The sequence below is a fragment of the Cryobacterium sp. N19 genome, assembly GCF_002929595.1.
Classification (GTDB): Bacteria; Actinomycetota; Actinomycetes; order Actinomycetales; family Microbacteriaceae; genus Cryobacterium; species Cryobacterium flavum.
The window spans coordinates 89,384-111,437 of sequence record NZ_PJJR01000048.1; the positions used below are offsets into that span (position 1 = coordinate 89,384).

The following is a 22,054-nucleotide window of genomic DNA, read 5'->3' on the forward strand; positions in this document are numbered from 1 at the left end:
TCCAATGCATCGAACGTCCCACCGTGCACTCCACGACTCTCAATGCCTGCACGGAGAGACCATCCCAGCGCACTCGCTGGTCGCACGTGGAAAAGTGCGGGCCTGCGACGCCAGTAGCAGCGGCCGGCGGGAGCGGGCGCGGTGGCCGTTAGACCACGAACCCCACGGATGTCCGGAACGTATGGCACGGGCAGGATATGTTCGGGCATTCGCGTACCTCCGATTCGGCCACCGGTCGCATGACCGGTCGAGGTGACGCTAGCGCGGTCGTGCGGGCTGGCGACTCCGTGCAGGAATGCACCTTTTGTCCCTTACCGCACGTGGTCCAAGCCTGGCTTCCCTGCTTCCTGCGCCGGGGAATGGCGATGGCATAGGTGGTGCGCCCAGCACCTTCCGCTATCCCGAGGCGCTTCAGACACGCCCAGCTGCTTGGCGACTAGCGGTCCCCGTTCTCCCCATTTGAAGTCCTCGTCTGCACTCGGTAGCTATCTTTTCAAGATCCGCCCGCCGGCTCGATCCCCCTCCCTATACGGCTAAGCCACCATTCAGTGAATCGGAATTTCCCCGCAGCTGTCGAGGCGAAGCCGCGGGGCAGATGCGGAACAGGATCCGGCCGCAGCATTGCTTGGACGAAATTTAACTGCAAAGCGCTGGTTTTCCTGATCGCATGGGATGTTCCTTTCGATTGAGGCTGCTCCGCCCTCGGAGACTCTACCGGCGGTCGAACAGCGGAGGTTTGTGACCGCGGCTTCCTTGGATGTCGACGCCGGCCGATAGGCGCTGGCCATGTCCCGACCGTATCGGGAGGCACCGACTTCGGTCTTCAGCCCGAGCCAGCCCAGCAATGTCGGAAGTAGCCGTTAGCCTGCGAGTATGACACGCACGGACTCCGCTCTCCTCGCCCGCACGGAGGCACTGCGCCGTGCCCGCGGCGAATCGTCGTGGACTTTGCTCGCCGCGCATAATGCGCCCGAGATCCTCGCGATCCTCAAGATGAACTTCATCGATTCCGGAGCCACTCAGATCCCAACCGGCCGCCTCCATGAACGTGTTGCCGATGATCTTCGGGCGCTGGCCCGTGCCGGAATCCGTGACATGAGCGCCTCCGCGCAGAAGTACTGCACGGACTGGGTGAGTGCCGGTTGGCTAGAACGCCGACCAAACGAGACCGGGACGGAGGAAATCTACGATGTCTCGGCGGATGCGCATGCCGCATTACTCATCGCCGAGACCATCGTGACCCCTGCGTCGTCGACGACGGAATCGCAGATGACCTCGATCATGCAACAGCTTTCGGACCTCGCCGTGTCAACCGACCCGAACCCTGAATCGCGCATTGCTGCACTGACATTTCAACGCGACGCCATCGACGCCGAAATTGAACAGCTCCGGGCAGGACGAACCGTTGTCTTGAACGATGAGCGGGCGCTGGAAGCGGTCCGCGACCTTCTCGGTCAAGTCCGCCAGTCCACCGCGGATTTTGCGCGTGTCCGTCGGAGCGTTGGGAATGCTGTCAACGACCTGAGGCGCCAAGCCGTCGAATCGGACGAGAGCCGTGGCGATGTCCTTGAAATCGTGTTGAGCCAAGTTGACCAAATGGAGACTACGGACTTCGGTCGCAGTTTCAAAGCCTTCTATCAAGTGCTGGCCGACCCCGAACGAGTCCGGCAAGTGGAGTCAGCGATCGACGTGCTGTTAGAACGGCCGTTCGCTGCGGCACTGAGCCGTGCGGAACGAGAAGGTCTGCGCGACATGCTCCCGGACCTGCGTAGCCGTGCCGGTGACGTCCACACCGTCTTTGACACCCTTGCCGCCAAGCTCCGCGCGTTTGTCGAAGACAATCAATACGGACACGAACGCCGCGTTGACTTACTGATCAAGGACATCTATAAGGTCTACGGGCAACTGGCCCAGACGATGTCGGGCCGGACCCGCATCCCGTTCGAACTGAAACTGTCCACGAGTGGCGTCAGTTCAGTAAGCCAGTGGCAGTTGAAAGAGGTCGACACGTCCTTGCCTGACCTGATCTCCTACGACGCTGAGGTCGAAGCTGGCGGCTGGGAAGACCTTCTGGAGCTCGTGGACCTCACAGACATCGATTTTCATACCCTCCGCGCCAACATCGAGGACACGCTTCGGGGTCGCACCGTGGCCAGCATCGCCGACGTCATCTTTAAACACCCACTCGTCCAAGGCCTCGCCGGTCTGGTCGGGCTGATCCTTATCGGGGTGGGCGCAGCCGACGGGGACATCCGCAGCGCGCAGGTGAGTCAAGCGGCGGACGAGATCATCCCGTGGTCGGACACACATACGATTCGCATCCCAAAGATCATTTTCTACACTCCGGAGACGCCATGAACGACACTGCTGTCGACTACGAAGCGATGGACGACGCCCAAGCTGGCATGCTCTTTGCCGGGGACACCGGGGAGTTCAGTGTGCACTTGCGCACTGCGATCGTCCGGCTCGTGAGGGGCCCGATGCTGAGCGGCGAGGAGAGCGAACTCGCATATGAGGCGCTGCTCCGGAATGAGGATACGGTCCGCCAACACTTGTCGGAGATGTTCCTGAGCCTGATCATTGACCGGGACGCGCGGATCGCCTTCGCACGGCAGGCCGGATCCGAGCAGCAGTACCCGGTCTTGATGCGTCGAGCACCCCTGACCCTTGTCGAATCCGCGGTCATCGTCTGTCTGCGACGGACGCTAGGCACCGTGACCGGCACCGGCGAGTTCGCCGTCGTCAGCCTCGACGAGATCAGAGACGAAATCTTGGCATTTCGTCGTTTCTCCGACACGAATGTTGCAGGTACCCGCAACAGCGTCGACAATGCGGTGACCAAGATGGCCAAATTCGGAATCTTGAAGAAGGTGCGTGACACCGAAGACCGGTACACGATTATGCCGCTGCTGCGGAACCTCTTCACCCTCGAGGACATCGAGGCGTTGCTCGCCGCGCTCCGGACTATCGCCGACGGTGGAGCGGTCACCAACATTGACTCTGACACTGACGAGGACGAAACCGATGACTGACCTGCTTGCGCTCCTTGACCCGGACCTCGCCGCCAGCGACAACCGGCCCTCCCAATTCACTCTGAGCCGGTTTCAGCTCATCAACTGGGGAACCTTCAAGGGGTTCTCGGAAGCCGTGATCTCCCCTGAAGGTCACCTCATCACGGGCGAGTCCGGCAAAGGAAAGTCCACACTCCTCGATGCAATGTCTGCGGTCCTGTTCGCCCCGAAAGATCTTGACTTCAACGCGGCCGCCCGTGACGCGATCACCAAGGGTCGCGACCGCACCCTCCTCACCTACGTTCGGGGGGCGTATGCACAACGCCCCGACGAGGAAGGCAACGCCGCCGTCCAGTATCTGAGAAACGGTGCGACTTGGTCGGCTCTGGCTCTCGAATTCACGCATCCGCACCGAGGGGTCATCACCCTCGTCAGAATCTTTCGCGCGTCCGAAAGCACCACAAACGTGGAGCAGCTGACCAAAGTCGCGATGATCTTGGAACGGCCCTTCAGCGTGAAGGAGCTGGAGGACATCGTCCGGATCCGCCTCGACTCGGGTGTCCTAAAACGAAAGTTCGAACCCGCCCACATTGGAACTGACTTCGGCCCGTACCAAGAACGCTACATGCGGCTCTTTGGCATTCAGAGCGAACGAGCCCTGCAGCTCTTGCAGAAGACCCAAGCCATGAAGGGGTTGAACACCCTTGACGGTCTCCTGAAAGACTTTATGCTGGACGAGCCGGAAACGTTCCTGCACGCAGATCGTGCGGTCGCCCAGTTCGGGGACCTCCGCGCCGCGCACAAAGCCGTGCAGACCGCGAGGGAGCAACGCGACCTCCTTCACCCGCTGGTTTCGCATGTGGCCGCAATCGAAAACGCGACCGACAGCCAGGAGAGACTCAACCGTGAGCTCGCTGGAGTGGCTCGGGTTCGCGGAGTACGCGCCGTCACTATTCTCGATCAGGACCTGCGGGACGCCGAAGACTCTATGGCGCGCGCGGAATCCGAGATCACCGTCATCGACGCCCGGATCGATGGCCGCGACAGGGAGATCGAAGCGCTGCGCAGCGACTACGAAAACGCCGGTGGCAACGAACTTCAGAGAATTGGCGACCGCATTGAAGCGCTGGAGGGCGAACGCGGGAGGCGTGAAACCCAACGGACACGGTTCTCGCGGGACATCAAAGGTGCCGGTTTCACAATCCCCTCGAGCCCAGAAGAGTTTCATCAGCTGGCCCGTGACGCGACCACGGAGTTGGCACAGATGGGGGGCGACCTCAGGGAACGTCAAGAGGTGCTGTACGCGGCTCAAGATCAGGTCTCGAAAGCTCGGACCTTGTTCGATGAGGCGGAGCGGGAACTCAAGGCATTGCGGCGGCGTCCGTCCAATGTCCCTGCAACGGAGGGGGAGGTCCGCGACCGGATAGCTGCCGCCTGTGCAACATCGGCAACCCGATTCCCTTATGTGGCCGAGCTGGTGCAAGTGCGCTCTGATGAGGAGGACTGGTCTGGCGCGATCGAACGGGTGATGCACAGCTTCGCCTTGTCAATCCTCGTTCCCCGGGAGCACTATCTCGCGGCCGCCAAGTTCGTCAATGACAACAACCTCGGCAAACGGGTGGTGTTCTACCCGGTGAACCCGGATGTGTCCGAACCCGATCGCAGCCCCTCAGGGAACAGCCTGATTGGCAAACTGGACGTTACAACGGGGGAATTCCGCGGTTGGGTGCTTGACCGGTTGTTCAAGACACTCGACTACCGGTGCGTGGACAGCGTCACCGGTCTCGACAAGGACATCCAAGCTGTCACCCGGAACGGGTTGGAACGCGGGCGGCGTGACCGCCACGTCAAAGATGACCGTTGGGACATCGACGATCGAAGCAAATGGGTGCTTGGGTTCGACAATGGCGCCAAAACGGCCATCTTCGAGGAGAGCGTCGCCGAATTACGAACGGCAATGAACTCGGCTGTGCAGGCAAGGACCTCCGTCGAGCAGAAGGAACAAGCTCGCAGCGACAGAGAACAGGCTCTGCAGCGGATCCGCGGTCAAGCATGGGAGGACATCGATGTCGACGCCACCATCCAGCGTCTGGAAGGTGAGCAGCGCACGCTCGACACGATCCTCGGCGGCAACCCAGCCCTCGGAACCATTTCCGAGAATCTCGCCATCGCAAAGGACAGCCGCGCCGCTGAAATCACAATCCGCGACCTCGCGGTGGAAAAACGCGGAGCGGCGACCAAAAACCATCGTGATATCGCGGACGGGTTGGCGGCGGAACGAGCGGCCTTGGCCGCCCTCCCCACCGTCTCCGACGACGTGCACACAGCCCTCCAAGCCCGGTTGAGCACCGGTAATCCCGCACACACGGTGAGCGCGTTGAACGACGCTGCGGGATCTGTGCGAACCGAGATCGTGGCGGAAGCAAATACTGCGAAGCTTCAAAGCCAGGCTGCGCACGCGAGCCTGAAACTCATCTTCGCCAGCTTCATCCTGCAATGGCCGGAGCAGTCAACCGACGTCGATGACACGTTCGCTGCGTTGCCGGAGTTCCGTAAAATCCTTGAAACACTGGAACGCGACCGACTCCCCGATTTTGAAGGCGCATTCCGGAAGCTCATGCAAGACGGACCGACACGGCATCTCACCGATCTGTCTCGAAAGCTGGAAGAAGAACGCCGGGCTATAGACCGTCGCATCGAACCGATCAACGACGCGCTGGCGAGCACGGAGTTCAACCGCGGCACGCATCTGGAAATCGTGGTTACCGACGTCACGCAACAGCAACAGTTGCAGGCGTTCAAACGCGAACTGCGAGACTTCGCGCAGGCCAATGCCCTCCCCGCAGAGGACACGGCGGAGAAACGGTATGACATGCTCAGTGCCATCATCACTCGGCTCGGCAGTGATGATCCAAAAGATCTGACGTGGAAGCAGCAGGTCCTCGACGTCCGGAAGCATGTCGTGTTCGCCGCGGATGAGCTGCGTGGAGACGAGGTCATCGACCGGCATACGTCTGGCAACGGCCGGAGTGGCGGCCAACGCGTGAAACTTGTCACATTCACTCTCGCCGCGGCGCTCCGGTACCAGCTGACAGATGGCTATGGCAACATCCCGGTGTTCGCCCCCGTAATCATTGATGAAGCGTTCTCCAAAGCGGACGCTCAATTCACGGAGCAGTCGCTGCAGGTGTTCAAAACTTTCGGGTTCCAGCTCATCCTCGCCACCCCTAACAAAATGCTCGCAACATTCCAGCACTTTGTCGGCGGTGCGACGATTGTCCACCGCGCCGACGACACCCAGTTCTCCCGTCTCCTGCCCATCCGGATGGAACGAGTCGAAGCCAATCGGGGTGATCGCGAGTGACGGCGGAGGCGTACGCGGCGGTTCTAACGGAAGCGCGGACGATATACGAGCGCAAAATGAGGGAGTGGGCGCAGGCGAGCAATAGGGCGGATGGGTTCCCGGTCCGGATTCCGATTCGGGAGTTGAGCGCGAACAGCATCGCTGCGGACGCGGGTCTGGCGTTGGGCCGGGCCCGGGCATGGAGCGAGTACACGGGTCCGGGTCGGGTTGAAACCGTGCGCCGAAAATGGCCATACTCCGGCGTTTTGGACGTGCCGCACCGCCTAACGTTTGAAACGGCAGGTGACATTGCGGAGTTCACCGGGGAACGGCGATCTTGGGCAGCATCGGTCCGACGCATCACCGAGCTTCGTGCCAGCTGGCCGGACGTCCGAGTGCTGCCCGCCGGCGTGTTCACGCAGATGATGTCACTCGCCGACGGTGACTGGGCGACATTGCTTTCCGCTCTTCGGTGGGCTGAAACCAACGACCCTTCAGGATTTCTGGTTCGTCAACTCCCGATCCCGGGGGCGGACACCAAATGGGTCCAACGACACTGGCTGCTTGTCGAAAAGCTCTCTGGCTTCGGGGCCCGACTGAACCCGGATCCCCTCGCTCCGATAAGCACGATGGAGAAGATGACGTTCACCCGCATCCTCGATGCCACCCTCCGCGCCCAGATCGGCGGTCTCGGCCTGTTCACCGCGCCGCCGACGGAGCTCGCGAAACTTCCGCTGACGCCGACAGTAGTTATCATCTGCGAGAACCTGCAGAACGGGCATGCGTTTACGGACAGGCCGGGCACGGTCGTGCTGGCAGGCAAAGGATTCGACGTCCCTGCATACGCACGGATCCCATGGCTGCAAGAAGCTCAGATCCTCTATTGGGGTGACATCGATACGCATGGCTTCGCCATTCTGAACCGGCTCCGCGCGTACCTGCCAGCCACGTCCATCCTCATGGACGAGGGCACGTTGCTCCGCAACCGGGTTTCTTGGGTTGCCGAGGACGTCCCGACCGCCGCACGATTGGAAAACCTAACCGATACGGAACAGCTCGTCTACCAATCGCTCGTTGCCGGCAAGCACGGCCGCCATGTCCGGTTCGAACAGGAACGAGTGCCTTGGGCGGACGTGACGGCCGCGCTGGATGAGTGCGGATCTTGCGAAGCAGGGGAGCGCTGACGCCTCGCGACCGTTGCTTCGGCTCTTTCAATTGCGCTGTTGGCCCGGTTGACTGGTCCAATGGGTCGCGATGAGAGCGCATTGAATCACCTCCAAGTAGAGGTTCTGACTTGGATTTCCATCGGCTGTCCCGACGGTGTCTACGTCGACGGGTACTCGCACCGAATCGTCGCGCGAGGCCTCCACAGGAGGGGCCTGATCACAGTGTCCGGGCGCGGACAGTCCTGGTTAGCCGCGATCACAGCGCTCGGCGTGGAGCGCCTCGCCACACCGGCCGCGCCCGAGCCCCAGCAAGAAGTTGCGGACGTTAACGCGCTCTGGCAGCGCGTGCTCGCTGCAGGCGGTTCGATGAGGGTCGACAAATCCGCGGACGCTCTGGACTACGACAGGCTCCTTCGGCTGTCCATGAACTCGTCAGTTCGCCCCTTCGCGCAGAAACTGGAAAGCAAGCTCGTTGGCCACTACGGCTCCATGAACCTTGATATCTACTCAACGGAACACCTTCCAGATCGAGTGCTACCGCGGCCAGTTCCTGTTCCCAACAAGGTGGGAAAGTACCACCCCCTGGTGCAGAACTACCTCAAGGATCGGGAATGGCAGTACGTATCGAAAGACCATCTAGTGCGTGCTGCGCACCTGCTGCAGGCCATTACAGCCGAGGCTGAGCTCAGAGGACTCGTTGTTTTCGACCCGGAAGCAGGAGCAGCGGCGCTCCTGCCATATGAGCGGCGAAAAGTTGGGCGCATTCCTTTCGCGGTCAAAGCCGCGGCAGCTGTCTACACGATCCGTGTGCGCGAGATCCCGGGCAAGGGGGCATCCCGGATCGCTCCTGACTACTGGAACCATGCAAACCGTTTGCCAACGTGGCAGAGGAAACGAGGGTTTGAGTTCATCCCCACCGGGAATCTTGAGCTCGTCGTTGACGGCCGGCGCACGGCGTACCAAGGCGATATATATCGTGATTCGAAGTCGAGTCGACTGGAGGAACTGTTACCGGAGATCTTTCGTTGTTTTGAGATCTACTCACTGGCTGCTGAACGTGACAAAGCGAAAGGGGAACGTGAGGCAGCCACCAAGAAGCTGCGGTGGGAATCCGCCATGGCACAGGCGCGGGCCGACTACCGAGAGCATCACAGACGAACTGTGCTCGGGGCTCAGTTCGAGGCGTGGCAGAACGTCAATGCTATGGAGCAGTTTATTGACGAAATGAGTGCCACCGTCGCGGCAATGGGAGACAACGAGAGCCGCTCGGGGGCCGCCGAATGGCTCGGGTGGGCAAGGGGCCACTTGGGCCAACTGGACCCGTTGCGAGGGCCTCTCAGTATGCCCGAGGAGAAAGAACCGGCCCCGGATGAGCTTCGGCCTTTCCTGAACGGTTGGAACCCCCACGGCCCAAACTCTTCCTTCTGATTCAGGCCGTATGGTTCGCCGTCGTCACCATCGGAGACAAAGGTCGGGCAAGCAACGGCGTCTCGGGTTTAGCGCCGAGCTTGGCGCCCGGATGCTGTCGTGAAATGACGGCCGTTCGTTCTGGAATAGGCTTCAATCCTGGCGTACGCGTAGCGCCATTGCGTGTTGGAGGTTCGGAATGCTTGTGGTCGTTCTCGATGCAAACGCTATTGTCCATGGTGCGCGGCTCAGGAGTAGCGACTGGGAGCAGCTCTCCGTTGCGGTCATTGCCGGGACTACACGGGTGCTCATTCCACGGGTGGCGCTCGCGGAAGCAAAAGCGCGATACGTCGCACTAAGAGTCGAAGTCGCGTCATCAATTACTGCGTCCGCCAAGCGAGCCACTTCGGAAGCCAAGAAGCTCATTGAGCAGGCAGCCCGGCTGACCACGGACGATGCCAGCGCATACGGCGTTCGGCTCGACTCAAGGGTGGTCGAGTTGGGATTCGAGATACTTGCGACACCGACACCGTCACATGACGACATAGCCCAACGAGCGATTGACCGCACACCACCCTTCGACGAGAAGGGTGGTGGCTACCGAGATACTCTGCACTGGCACAGCGTACTGGCGGTCGCCGCCGAGCACTCAAGGGACGACATTGTTCTAGTGTCCGCAGATAAAGGCTTTATGGACGCGAGCGGCCGTCTCCGTGACACTTTGTCGGCGGAAGTAGCGTCGCTTCTCGAGGGGGGAACGATTGCCCTTGCGAAATCCGTCTCACAGGTAGCGCTGCCGGGGAAATACCGCGGAGAGCCGTTCAGACCGGACCTCGACAAGGAACTGCTCACGAAAGTCGAATCGTTGCTATTCGAAGGCGGTTTACTAGCCTCGGTGGAGCTCTTCCCTCCAGCGTTCGACCTACCGAGCGCGGACAGCATGACCGTGACCGCCGCGGAAGGCTGGGGTGTGGTCTCACTGGAGGCACGCGAGTTGGAGGGACCTCGAGTGCTCGAACTGAGGTTCGAGGTCGCAGCCATTGTGGACATCGAATACCTCGGACGCGTGGATCTCGAACAAGACGGCGCGGCCGTGACTGACACCGGATACGCGGTCAAGAAGCTCTCATTCATTGGAACTGCACTCACGAGTCAGAACCCGGGGGAGGTGGCGTCCATCGAAGAACTCGCCGTCGAAATCTTTCGACCCAAAGCCCAAACGGTTGCATTCATCAAGAGTCTTAGCCACCAGCCGGTGAGCGCGCTGCGGCGAGAGAGGAGCGTAGCTGATGTTGACCGACTAAGTGCATTCATGGCCCGCCAGTTTGATTCGGCCATGCGACGAACGGTCACAATCTGGCCTCCGATAGGCACACAAAGTGATAATTCCGGCCTTTGATTGAGCGTGTGGACGATCTCCGAGTGATTTTCAGCGCATAAATTCGCGGTGATGCCCTTGGACACAGAGGTGCCCTGGGCAGGTGCTACGGGCCACGAAGACCCATCTGGCCGACCTTGATACTTAGGAGGATGCCTTGAGATGCGGGCGTGACGAACCTAAGAGGAGACCGTTCGGTACGCGGATTACTGGTTTGATTCAGCGGATATCGGTCGTGCGGCCAATCGCGGTTTGGTAGTTGTGGGCATTAGTCATGTTGACCAAGCGGCGACCGGTGATCCTCAAGAAGGGGTGCGGACGAGGTTGTGAAGGCTAAGCCTGCACGATCTTCTTCAGTTGCTCCATTGTCAAGATCTCGAGTGGTTTCCCCGTCAGGTGGAAGATTTCGCCAAGAAGCGTCGGATGAGGTACTCCGCTTGCAATCCAGTCTTCTTTGCCATCGTCGGTGACGAAGACGATAGAGGAATCCTCGGTGCTGGGTGAGGCGAGACCAATTGCCTGGAGCCCCATCAGGAAATCAGCCCACACGAAAAAATCACCTAGCCTGTTTGCCTTCTTGGACTCATCCGCGAAACCCGGTGCTATTCCCGACGCGAAACGCGCCTCACCGATTCTCAGAATCCGTTCTCGCGGCACATGGGCCGTCGTCGAGTCGGCGAGAAGCAGATCCCAAAGGTCAATGGATTCTTTCAAGAGATGCGGATTTTGTGAATCGGCCACATCCGCCGCAAGCGTATAGACCTGTGCCGCGATTCGGTCAAGCAGTATCTTGCTGCTGGCGCCGCCCTGAAGTTTCTCGTACTTGCTCGCAAGCCTTTTCGTCTCGTTCTCTAGCCCAAGAACATCTTTAGTGAATATCCCGTGGTTGTTCCAATACTCCTGAACTGACTGAGCCGGCAAGATGATGGGCACTGATTCACCTTGCAGATAGGTCAATATAGAGGATCGAGTCGCAGGCGGGTAGCGCCGAAGCTGCTTCAGCGCATTGGTATCGAATCCAATGGCCGCCCAATTGGTCGGGAGTTTCTTCTCCGTATGCATTTTCAGCGGCTTAAGCCACTCCAGTTCACCGATGTTCTGCGACAAACATTCAATTATGAGTTGCAGGCCGGGCGAAAGGCTCACGTCAGGCATACCAAACCTCAGCTGCAAGCGTTGACAGGTGCTCATTCATGTTTCGGACGTCCTCGGCCGACCATGAACTTGCAGTCCTTACTAACTCATCCTCGAACTCGACTGCCGTCGGAAGGAGCTTGTCGATGACCCCTTGAAGGGAATTTGAACCGCGTGGTCTGCGATCAATAGTCGAGATGAAGCAATTGCCGATCGTGGATCCGAGGACTTTGAAGTCGTCATCATTGAAAGCCGGCCAGTCTTCGATGTTCTTCTGTCGGACTTGGTGGACGTAGCCCGAAATTGCCGGAACTGAGGAGCGCTGGAGCGCTGACGCACGCACAACGAGCTGTACACCCTTATTCAAAGGACGAGACTGAACGCGTTCCTGAAATTCTTGTCGCGTCGGAGCAAGGTCCCGCAGGCCTTCTACACCTATAGACCAGTCCTGCGTTGTGAAAATGGTCTTGGCCGCCTCGGAGAAACGCCGTTCGATACTGCCAGTGCCAAAGGTTCCCGTGACGATGCGCGGCACGATGACTCGCAGGAGTTCCTTGAATCCCGCTTCGGGATTTCGCGCATGTGCAGTCGCCAGAAAAACCGGGCGGATAGTTCGGAGACCTAGGGTATCCAGAATCAGGAACGTTTTTAGCGTCGTGTCTTCCCGGTCGAGTGCCGGATCGACCATCTGCAGGTATACGCCAATCTGTTCTTCTAGTTCACTTAGGAGCGTCTTCACGCCGTCATCGCCGACATAGTTATCAGCGATGGCTTGGTAGAGGTCACGGGGCTCGACGTAGCCATGTCGAAGCGTGACAATGTTCCGGATGAACTGTGTGAACTGTGCATCCGCGCCAACATCTACGAACGGATCTTCCAGTTCGATCCAACGACTGTATGAGTCGTTTTGATTCTCCGGCAGGGCGGAACCAATGACGTAGCTCTTGATGAGCTGTGCAGGGGTCAAGTCCTTGCCGCGCATGTTCACAACTTCGAATACTTTGTAAGCGGCGTTACGGTCCGGATGCTCAAACAACGCAAAGGTGATCCCGTTGGACAAGAAGTGCGCCCATTTACCCAGCCGCGCGGACGCATCGGAGCTTTTAAGGTCCGCTTCAAGTTTCTGGTCCAAAAAACGCTGCGCTTGCAGCAGCGTCTCATTGAAACCCTCGCCGGCCTCGGCCGAGTCGTCGAGGATTGCGTCGAGGGTTCGGCGATCTCGACGTGAGGCGAAATCGACTCGAGCGGATCTTGACTCCTCTTCATAATTTATCGAATAGAGAAAGACGTCACGCATGCTGTCCGCTACAAGCAATTTTCCTCGAGCAAGGGCCGCCCGTCGGATCGAGTTAGCTAGAAGCGTGAGAGTGACGATTCTCTGCTGACCGTCAACCACCGTTTTTACGTCGTTTTCGTCGGTGATAATGAGCAGCCCCAGAAAATAAGGAGGCGAATCTATGCCCTTCGACAGGTCATTCCAGAACTCAGAAACCTCAACATCCTTGGACCAGCTGTAGTCTCGCTGGAAATCCGGAATATGGAAATCCGCCGTCGAGAAGAGCTGACCCGCCTTGATCGTGGATGCCTCAACTTGTGTCCCCATCGTGCTTGTCCTCTGGTCCGGGCCGGACTTGCGCGGCGTGGGGCGAGTAGCCACAGGTCGGAATCTCGGCGGGTAATGTCCGGAGGCACTGCCAGAAATGGAAAAGCTCGGGCCCCCGATTGGCACCTGAATTCAGGCTCTGGCCATAGTCTGCACGGTCCAAGCCTTTTCCCGTAATCGGACCACGAACTCTATCCCGACGAGGTTAACTGCAAGGGACGTTCGAGGGCTGCTCGGTGAGCCACTTCGCCGAACCACTTGCGCCCATCTGTGAATACTGCAGGCCGGACTGAGATGGTTTCGCTGCGTATATGTAATGCAAGAGCGAGCCAGCGGCGGTGGCGAGTTTTCTGGATGTGGGACTCGTCGCGAAGTACCCAGATGTTGCCGACCACGGCTGGGTAGCAGCAGATTTTTTGCGAAAATGACACGCAGGTGCCAGCTTGCGTGGGGCCTTAGCGAGTTGAAACTGGCATAAGTGCGCAAGCTCAACGGAAGAGGTGGAGCCCGGGCAGGTCTGCACCGGCTGCTTCGGAGAGCTGCGCTTTGACCGTGCTGCCATCGCTGTTAGGGACCTAGGGGAAAGGTTTGTCCGAACTAGGTGGCAGAAGTCCGAATTAGCGTGGCACGTGACAGTGTGCCCCCAGGCAGATTCGAACTGCCGCCCCTGCCTCCGGAGGGCAGTGCTCTATCCCCTGAGCTATGGGGGCCAGGGTGATTCAAGGTTAGCATCATGCCCCGGCTGCCAAGACCCACCACGGGTCAGCCGACAAAATCTGCTAGCCGAGGTGCGAGAGCACCGTCGAGATGAGGGGCTCGGCATCGCCGGGCTCGAAGAACGCGGCGGTGCTGAGAGTGACCCAGTACTTTTCCGTGAAGACCTGCGCTTGACCGACGCCACCGGCATAGGTGAAGAAGCCGTCCACAGCCGGCGGGGTGCCGTAGCTGGGAACGGCCTGGCTATCGGCATCCGCTTGATGCTTGAGCGTGGTCATCAGCACATCGTTGGGGGTCACGACCGAGATCTCGATGAGCTCGCCGCTGGTCTGGTTTGACCAGCCGCAGGTCAGGCCGTTGTACGTTGCGGCGGTCTCGCCCAGACTGCCGGCACTCGGCGAGTAGTTGGGAGCGGTGCCATAGTTGGGGTTGAAATCGTAGACATCCTGCAGGGTGAGCAGGTCGCCACAGGTCTGCGTGATCGCGGATCCGGTCGCTTCCGGCGTCGGAGACGATGACGGCGCAGCGCTCTCGGTGGGGTCAGCGGATGCCCCACTCGTTGCGGTCGCAGAATCCGTGGGCTTCGGCTCGTCGCCACCACTGCACCCGGTCAGAACGAGGGCGAACAGCGTGCCAGCGGCGAGCAGGACGCTCGCCCGGCCACGAGTGGAACGAACGAGAGTGGGGTAGACGCGTGTATCAGTCACGCGTTGACCTTACCAACAGGAGGGGCCGGTACGATTGACCGGTGACTCCTGACGAACTCTCCCAGTCCCTGTTTGACCTCATTCTCGACGTCAGCGAGCGCCGACGTGAGGCTGACACTGTTGGGGTAGACCTCGGACTCACCCTCGCCGACGTCGCTGTCGAACGCCCACGCAACCGCGACCACGGCGACTGGGCCTCTAGCATCGCGCTCAAGATCGCCAAGCCCCTCGGTGCCAACCCGCGCGAAATCGCCGCCGAACTGGCCGCCGGTCTCGAACAGCTGAGCGATGTGGCATCCGTTGAAATCGCCGGCCCCGGTTTCATCAACATTCGCCTCGAAGCGGCGGCGGCCGGCGCACTCGCGCAGACCATCGTGAACCTCGGCGACGCCTACGGCACCGGTCACCTCTACGACGGCCTCAAGATCAACCTCGAATTCGTCTCGGCCAACCCCACCGGACCGATCCACATGGGCGGTGTGCGCTGGGCCGCCGTCGGCGACAGCCTCGCTCGCGTGCTCCAGGCCGAGGGCGCCGACGTCACCCGCGAGTACTACTTCAACGACCACGGTTCGCAGATCGACCGCTTCGCCCGCAGCGTGCTGGCCAGCTACCTCGGCGAGCCCACCCCCAAAGACGGCTACGGAGGAGCCTACATCGGCGACATCACCGCCAACGTACTCGCGAAGTACGACGGCGACGTCGCGGCCCTGCCCCGCGAGGAACAGCAGGAGGTGTTCCGCTCCATCGGCGTCGACCTCATGTTCACCGAGATCAAAGAGAAGCTGCACAGCTTCGGCGTGGACTTCGACGTGTACTTTCACGAAGACTCCCTGCACGAATCCGGCGCCGTCAACCGTGCCATCGATCGCCTGCGCGAACAGGGCCACATCTTCGAAGCGGATGGCGCCATCTGGCTGCGCACGACCACCTTCGGCGACGATCGTGACCGGGTCATCATTCGCTCCAACGGCGAACCCGCCTACATCTCGGGCGACCTCGGCTACTACCTCGACAAGCGTGAGCGCGGCTTCGACCAGTGCCTGATCATGCTCGGCGCCGACCACCACGGCTACGTCGGCCGCATGATGGCGATGGTCTCAGCCTTCGGTGACGAACCGGGCGTGAACCTGCAGATTCTGATCGGCCAGATGGTCAACCTGCTCAAAGACGGCGAGCCGGTGCGCATGTCGAAGCGCGCCGGCACCATCGTCACCCTCGACGACCTCGTCGACGCGGTCGGGGTCGATGCCGGCCGGTATGCGCTGGTGCGCTCGAACAGCGACTCGCAGCTCGACATCGACCTCGACCTGCTCGGCAAACGCACCAACGACAACCCGGTCTTCTACGTGCAATACGCCCATGCCCGTACGTCGGCCGTGGCGCGCAATGCCACCGCGAGCGGCGTCGAACGCACCGTCTTCGCCCCCGAGCTGCTCGTGCACGACAGCGAATCCGCGCTGCTCGGCGTGCTGCAGGAGTACCCGCGCATCGTCGCCCAGGCCGCCGAACTACGCGAGCCGCACCGCGTGGCCCGCTACATCGAAGAGGTCGCCGGCTACTACCACCGCTGGTACGACAACTGCCGGGTCATTCCGCTCGGTGACGAACCGGTCACCGACCTGCACCGTACCCGCCTGTGGCTCAACGACGCCACCGGCCAGGTGATTCGCAACGGCCTCGGCCTGCTCGGCGTCACTGCCCCGGAGCGCATGTGATCATGGCCAGAACCAAACGTCGTGGCCTCGTTCCGCTGATCATCGTGGGCGTGCTCGCCGTGCTGCTCGTCGTCGCCTACTTTCTGGTAGACGGCGGGCTGCGCGCCTTCGCGCAGGACACCGCTGAGAAAGAAATCACCAAGAGCATGCCCGCCTCGGTGACCGGTGACGTCACCGTCACCATCGGCGGCACCTCGGTGATCGCCCAGTTCATCGCCGGCAGCTTCGACCAGGTGGAACTGACCGCACCCAGCCTCACGGTAGACGGCGTGCCGGCATCCGTTCACGTCGTGGCTCGTGATGTGTCGACCAACACCGCCAAGGCCATCGGCTCGCTCACCGCCACCCTCGACGTGGACCAGGCCGCGCTCAACCAGCTGGTTCAGGCCTCCGGCACGGCTCCGGCTGACGCCGTGATGACCCTCGGTGCCGGCGTCGTCACCTACACCGGCACGGTGAAATTGTTCGAGTTCAACGTGGGCTACAGCGCCACCGCCACGGCAACCGCCGCCGGTGACACAGTGAACATCGCGCCCACCGAAGCCACCGTCACGAGCGGCGTCGGCGACATCGATGCGACACCCCTGGTCAATCTGATTCTCCAGCAGGCGCCCATCAGCGTCTGCGTCGCTGGGTACCTGCCCGAAGGCGTCGAACTGAACGGTGTCGACATTTCTCCCGAGCGGGCACGCGTTACGCTGGAGTCGAGCACGCTTATGCTCACCCGGCAGTCGCTGACCACCCTCGGCACCTGCTCCGGCTAATTCGAACCTCGCCACCTGCGGCGGTAGAATCCAGTCAGGCACGCCCCATTCGCGGGCTGGCTCATTTTCCGGCTTCAGGGACCAATCCGGGTTCGCTCGCTGAGATTCCCCTTCGACTCTCGTGAGGTACTTCCCGTGACACTTGATCCCTCGGACGGCTCGTCCAACCCACTGGCACCCGACTGGCTGCACATTCCCGCCGACGCCAACGCGCTCGCCCCCGGACTCTGGCCGACCTCGACCATTCGCAGCGGCACCGGCGAACTCGTGCTCGGCGGAGTGAGTGCCACGGCCCTCGCCGCCGAATTCGGCACCCCTCTCTATGTCATCGACGAAACGGATGCCCGCTCCCGCGCCGCCGAGCTGCTCGCCGTGTTCCAGACCGAGTTCGCCCGCATCGGCACAAGCGCCAAGGTGTACTACGCCGGCAAAGCCTTTCTCTCCACCGAGATCGTGCGCTGGATGACCGCCGCCGGCCTCAACATCGACGTGTGCAGCGGCGGCGAACTCGCCGTCGCGCTGGCCGGCGGCGCGGACCCGGCCCGGCTCGGCTTTCACGGCAATAACAAATCCCTGGCCGAACTCGATGAGGCCACCCGGGTCGGTGTCGGCACGATCGTGATCGACAGCGAGGTCGAAATCGGCCGCGTCGCCGAAGCGGCAGCCCGCAACGGCCGCGTGCAGAACGTGCGTCTGCGCGTGAACAGCGGCGTGCACGCGCACACCCACGATTTTCTGGCCACCTCGCACGAAGACCAGAAATTCGGCATCGTGCTCAGTGACGCGCCCAGGCTGGTCGCGCTGATTCGCGCTGAACCAGCGCTCAATTTCGTCGGTCTGCACTGCCATATCGGGTCGCAGATCTTCGGCGCCGACGGATTCGCCGAGTCGGCCGCACGTCTGCTCGAGCTGCACGCCACCCTGCTGGCGGATGGTCCGGTGCCGGAGCTGAACCTGGGCGGCGGCTTCGGTATCGCCTACACGAGCGCCGACGAACCCACTCCGATTCGCGAACTCGCTCGAGCCCTGGCCGACATCGTCGCCGCCGAGTGCGATCGGCTGGGCATCCCGCTGCCGGTCGTGGCTTTCGAACCCGGCCGGGTCATCATCGGTCGCTCCGGCGTGAGCCTGTACCGGGTCGGCACGACCAAGGCCGTCGACGTCTCGGGTACGCAGCGGCTCTATGTCAGCGTCGATGGCGGCATGAGCGACAACGTGCGCCCCGCCCTCTACGGCGCCGACTATGCCGTACGCCTCGCCGACCGTACGTCGACCGAACCTCCGGTGCTCGTGCGTATCGCCGGCAAACACTGCGAGAGCGGCGACATCGTCGTCGACGCTGACTATCTGCCCGGGGATGTGACCCCAGGCGACCTGCTCGCCGTGCCCGCCACCGGCGCCTACTGCTGGGCACTGTCCAACAACTACAACTATCAGGGCCGCGCGCCCGTCGTCGCTGTGCGCAATGGCACAGCGCGTGTTCTGGTGCGCGGCGAAACGATTGCCGACCTGCTCGCGCGGGACACCGGGGCCATGCCGCCCACCAACGGAGGAGAATCTTGAAGATCGAATACCGCAATCTCCGTGTCGCCCTCCTCGGCGGTGGATCCGTCGGCGCCCAGGTAGCCCGCCTGCTCCTCGAACAGGGCCCTGAGCTTGCCAACCGGGTCGGCGCGACCCTGGAACTGGTCGGCATCGCGGTTCGCGATGTGAACGCGGAACGCACCGTCGACCTGCCGCGCGAACTATTCACAACCAACGCTGAAGAACTCATTCTCGGTGCTGACATCGTCATTGAACTCATGGGCGGCATCGAGCCGGCCCGCAGCTACATTCTGCTCGCGGTCAGCAGTGGAGCGGATGTTGTCACCGCCAACAAGGCGCTGCTCGCCCTCCACGGACCCGAGCTGTTCGCCGCCGCGAACCAGGTCGGCGCCCAGATCAACTACGAGGCCGCCGTCGCCGGGGCAATTCCCATCGTGCGTCCGCTGCGGGAAAGCCTCGCCGGCGACCAGGTGAAGCGCATCCTTGGTATCGTCAACGGCACCACGAACTTCATTCTCGACCGGATGGATACCGAAGGGTCCAGTCTCAAGGACGCGCTGGCCGAGGCCACCGCGCTCGGTTACGCAGAGGCCGATCCGACCGCGGACATCGGCGGCTTCGACGCGGCGCAGAAGGCGGCCATTCTGGCGAGTCTGGCGTTCCACACGACGGTGCCGCTGGCATCCGTTTATCGCGAGGGCATCACGCAGGTCACGCCGGCGCAGATCGAATCAGCCCGCAAGGCCGGCTATGTCGTGAAGCTGCTGGCCATTTGCGAGCGCGTCACCGATGAAAACGGGGTCGACGGGGTGTCGGCGCGGGTCTACCCGGCGATGGTTCCGCGCAGTCATCCGCTGGCCTCCGTGCACGGCGCCAACAACGCCGTCTTCGTCGAGGCGGAATCCGCCGGCAGCCTCATGTTCTATGGCGCTGGCGCCGGGGGAGTTGAGACGGCCTCTGCCGTCCTCGGCGACGTCGTCTCGATCGCCCGGCGTCACGTCGCCGGCGGGCCGGGAGTGGCCGCGTCGAGCTACGCCGAACTGCCCGTTTTCGACATCGGCCGGGTCACCACCCGCTATGCCGTGACCCTCGAAGTGACCGACGAACCCGGCGTGCTCGCGACCATCGCGAGCGTGTTCAGCAAGCGCAAGGTGTCGCTGGCGCTCGTGGAACAGTCCATGACGCCGGCCGTGATGGCAACGAAGAGTCGTGCGGCGCGCTCGGCCACGGCTACCCTAGTTATCGGGACCCATGACGCAACGGAGGCCGCACTCGCCGCCACCGTGCAGGACCTGGCCACCAACAGTGTTGTCAGCGAAGTCGCATCCGTTTTGAGAGTTGAAGGAGTCTGATGTTTAGCCCAAGCGAGACCAGTGCCAGCCTGACCAACCCCGCGGCGATCGTCAGCCGCCAGTGGCGGGGCGTGCTGAACGAATACTCCGACCGACTGAACATCTCGGCCGCGACCCCGATCATCACCCTGGGTGAGGGTGGAACGCCGCTCATTCCGGCCGCCGCGCTCTCCGCGCGCACCGGCGCGAAGGTCTGGATCAAGTTTGAGGGAATGAACCCGACCGGGTCGTTCAAGGACCGCGGTATGACCATGGCCATCTCCAAGGCCATGGAAGACGGTGCGAAAGCCGTCATCTGCGCCTCGACCGGCAACACCAGCGCCTCCGCTGCCGCCTACGCCACCCACGCCGGCATCACTGCCGCCGTGCTCGTGCCGGAAGGCAAGATCGCCATGGGCAAGCTCAGCCAGGCCGTCGCGCACAATGCCCAGCTGCTGCAGGTGCAGGGCAACTTCGATGACTGCCTCGACATCGCCCGCGATCTCGCCACCAACTACCCGGTGCACCTGGTCAACTCGGTCAACCCCGACCGCATCGAGGGACAGAAGACCGCGGCCTTCGAGGTCGTCGAGGTGCTCGGTGACGCCCCCGACTTTCAGTTCGTTCCGGTCGGCAACGCCGGCAACTACACCGCGTACTTTCGCGGCTACAGCGAAGAGGTCGCCCGCGGCGCCACCACGAAGCTGCCGCGCATGTTCGGCTTCCAGGCCTCGGGCAGCGCCCCGATCGTGCTCGGCCACCGCGTTGAGAACCCCGACACCATCGCGAGCGCCATCCGTATCGGTAACCCGGCATCGTGGGACCTCGCGCTGAACGCCCGTGAGCAGAGCGACGGCTACTTCGGCGCCATCACCGACGCGAAGATTCTCGAAGCCCACCGCATTCTCTCGGCCGAGGTCGGCATCTTCGTGGAACCGGCATCCGCTATCGGCGTCGCCGGCTTGCTCGAGCGTGCCGAAGCCGGATTCATTCCGAAGGGATCGACCGTGGTCATCACGGTCACCGGCCACGGTTTGAAAGACCCGCAGTGGGCGCTCCGCACCGCCGACGGCTCCGATGTGAAGCCCACAATTGTTCCGATCGATACCGCCGAAATCGCGAGCGTGCTCGGCCTGGCCAAGGCATGACCAGCCCTGTCTCGTTGATCGGCCGCGCTGTCTCGGTGCAGGTTCCGGCTACGACGGCCAACCTCGGCCCCGGCTTTGACACGCTCGGTCTGGCGTTGGCCAAGTACGACCAGCTCGAGGTGACCGTGCGGAGCGAACCCGGCGTGTTCGTCGAGGTGCACGGTGTCGGTGCCGGTTTGGTTCCCACCGACGAGACCAACCTCGTCGTACGGGCCATCATCCACACCTTCAACGCTGTTGGCCAGGCTATGCCCGGGCTTGACATCGTCGCGCACAACGTCATCCCGCACGGGCGCGGCCTCGGTTCCTCCGGCGCTGCCATTGTGTCGGGCATCATGGCGGCCAAGGGCCTGCTCGAGGGCATCGTCGACATCGACGCCGAGATGCTGCTTGTGCTCGCCACCGAGATGGAAGGGCACCCCGACAACGTGGCGCCCGCTCTGTTCGGTGGCCTGACCATTGCGTGGACGACGCAGGAAGGCCCGCGGCACAAGAAACTCATGGTGCACCGCGGCGTCAAGCCGCTCGTCTTTGTGCCCGAGCAGGAGATGTCCACTGCGCTCGCGCGCAGCCTACAGCCGGCCTCGGTGCCGCACGAAGACGCCGTATTCAACCTGTCGCGTTCGGCGCTGCTGATCGCCGCGCTCATCCAGAGCCCGGAGTTGCTGCTGGCCGCGACCGAGGACAAACTGCACCAGAGCTACCGTGCCGCGGCGATGCCGGAGACGAACAAGCTGATCACCCTATTGCGCGCGGCCGGCTTCGCTGCCGTCGTGTCCGGTGCCGGGCCATCCATTCTGGTGTTGGCGAGCGACCCGAGCCAGCGCCTGGTGGCTGCCGAACTCGTGGCCAGCAACTCTGATACCCCGTGGCGAGCACTCATGCTCGCCGTCGACGTTCAGGGCGCCACCGTGCATCCGCTCACGGTGGACAACGCGGGGGAGACGACGGCGGAGACCGCGGCGTAGGGAGCAGTCGAGTCGAGTCGGCCTCCGCGGCGCGCGTCGGCTCGGCCGGTCCTCAGGCTGTCGAAGCGACTGGCTCCGGGATGCTATGGTTGTTGTGCACCCGATAGAAACCGC

At 62.1% G+C, this 22,054-nt stretch carries 15 protein-coding genes and 1 tRNA gene; 12 read left to right on the plus strand and 4 right to left on the minus strand.

From position 1 onward, the window contains the following. Positions 1 to 873 precede the first annotated feature (873 nt). From CXY78_RS06690 to CXY78_RS06715, 6 genes are all read left to right on the plus strand, one after another. Positions 874 to 2,358, plus strand: coding sequence for a DUF3375 domain-containing protein (locus tag CXY78_RS06690; RefSeq protein ID WP_104088722.1), 1,485 nt, complete (start codon positions 874 to 876; stop codon positions 2,356 to 2,358). Further along, the gene (locus tag CXY78_RS06695) at positions 2,355 to 3,032 is read left to right on the plus strand and encodes a DUF4194 domain-containing protein (protein WP_104088724.1); all 678 of its coding nucleotides are present in this window, start codon (positions 2,355 to 2,357) and stop codon (positions 3,030 to 3,032) included. The genes CXY78_RS06690 and CXY78_RS06695 overlap by 4 nt, the downstream gene beginning before the upstream one ends. Then, complete coding sequence (locus CXY78_RS06700) at positions 3,025 to 6,375, plus strand: ATP-binding protein (RefSeq protein ID WP_104088725.1); 3,351 nt, start codon at positions 3,025 to 3,027, stop codon at positions 6,373 to 6,375. The genes CXY78_RS06695 and CXY78_RS06700 overlap by 8 nt, the downstream gene beginning before the upstream one ends. Then, the gene (locus CXY78_RS06705; protein WP_104088727.1) at positions 6,372 to 7,538 is read left to right on the plus strand and encodes a Wadjet anti-phage system protein JetD domain-containing protein; all 1,167 of its coding nucleotides are present in this window, start codon (positions 6,372 to 6,374) and stop codon (positions 7,536 to 7,538) included. Before CXY78_RS06700 ends, CXY78_RS06705 begins: the two co-directional genes overlap by 4 nt. Before the next feature lie 60 nt (positions 7,539 to 7,598). Next, on the plus strand, positions 7,599 to 8,948 hold the full coding sequence (locus tag CXY78_RS06710; RefSeq protein ID WP_104088728.1) for a hypothetical protein: 1,350 nt from the start codon (positions 7,599 to 7,601) through the stop codon (positions 8,946 to 8,948). A 178-nt stretch (positions 8,949 to 9,126) separates the two neighbouring features. Next, positions 9,127 to 10,326, plus strand: coding sequence for a PIN domain-containing protein (locus tag CXY78_RS06715; protein WP_104088730.1), 1,200 nt, complete (start codon positions 9,127 to 9,129; stop codon positions 10,324 to 10,326). A 312-nt stretch (positions 10,327 to 10,638) separates the two neighbouring features. On the opposite strand, the gene CXY78_RS06720 is transcribed toward CXY78_RS06715, so the two are convergent. From CXY78_RS06720 to CXY78_RS06735, 4 genes are all read right to left on the minus strand, one after another. Next, positions 10,639 to 11,460: a PIN-like domain-containing protein gene (locus CXY78_RS06720; RefSeq protein WP_104088731.1), complete on the minus strand. Its 822-nt coding sequence runs from the start codon at positions 11,458 to 11,460 to the stop codon at positions 10,639 to 10,641. Beyond that, positions 11,453 to 13,096, minus strand: a complete 1,644-nt coding sequence (locus CXY78_RS06725; RefSeq protein WP_158253286.1) for a DUF262 domain-containing protein — start codon at positions 13,094 to 13,096, stop codon at positions 11,453 to 11,455. Before CXY78_RS06725 ends, CXY78_RS06720 begins: the two co-directional genes overlap by 8 nt. 584 nt (positions 13,097 to 13,680) lie before the next feature. Beyond that, a tRNA-Arg gene (locus tag CXY78_RS06730) sits at positions 13,681 to 13,752 on the minus strand. A 69-nt stretch (positions 13,753 to 13,821) separates the two neighbouring features. Next, on the minus strand, positions 13,822 to 14,466 hold the full coding sequence (locus tag CXY78_RS06735) for an iron ABC transporter ATP-binding protein (RefSeq protein ID WP_104088735.1): 645 nt from the start codon (positions 14,464 to 14,466) through the stop codon (positions 13,822 to 13,824). Between the two features lie 41 nt (positions 14,467 to 14,507). Between CXY78_RS06735 and argS the strand changes: the two genes are divergently transcribed. The 6 genes from argS to thrB all read left to right on the plus strand — a co-directional run bounded on the left by argS (position 14,508) and on the right by thrB (position 21,940). Next, the gene (gene argS / locus CXY78_RS06740; protein ID WP_104088736.1) at positions 14,508 to 16,184 is read left to right on the plus strand and encodes an arginine--tRNA ligase; all 1,677 of its coding nucleotides are present in this window, start codon (positions 14,508 to 14,510) and stop codon (positions 16,182 to 16,184) included. A 2-nt stretch (positions 16,185 to 16,186) separates the two neighbouring features. After that, on the plus strand, positions 16,187 to 16,948 hold the full coding sequence (locus CXY78_RS06745) for a DUF2993 domain-containing protein (RefSeq protein ID WP_104129970.1): 762 nt from the start codon (positions 16,187 to 16,189) through the stop codon (positions 16,946 to 16,948). A 135-nt stretch (positions 16,949 to 17,083) separates the two neighbouring features. Next, on the plus strand, positions 17,084 to 18,511 hold the full coding sequence (gene lysA / locus CXY78_RS06750; protein WP_104088739.1) for a diaminopimelate decarboxylase: 1,428 nt from the start codon (positions 17,084 to 17,086) through the stop codon (positions 18,509 to 18,511). Next, on the plus strand, positions 18,508 to 19,845 hold the full coding sequence (locus CXY78_RS06755) for a homoserine dehydrogenase (protein WP_233197326.1): 1,338 nt from the start codon (positions 18,508 to 18,510) through the stop codon (positions 19,843 to 19,845). Before lysA ends, CXY78_RS06755 begins: the two co-directional genes overlap by 4 nt. Beyond that, a complete protein-coding gene (thrC, locus tag CXY78_RS06760; protein WP_092340856.1) occupies positions 19,845 to 20,972 on the plus strand; it encodes a threonine synthase in 1,128 nt (375 codons plus the stop codon). Before CXY78_RS06755 ends, thrC begins: the two co-directional genes overlap by 1 nt. Next, a complete protein-coding gene (gene thrB / locus CXY78_RS06765) occupies positions 20,969 to 21,940 on the plus strand; it encodes a homoserine kinase (RefSeq protein ID WP_104088741.1) in 972 nt (323 codons plus the stop codon). Before thrC ends, thrB begins: the two co-directional genes overlap by 4 nt. Positions 21,941 to 22,054: the final 114 nt, after the last annotated feature.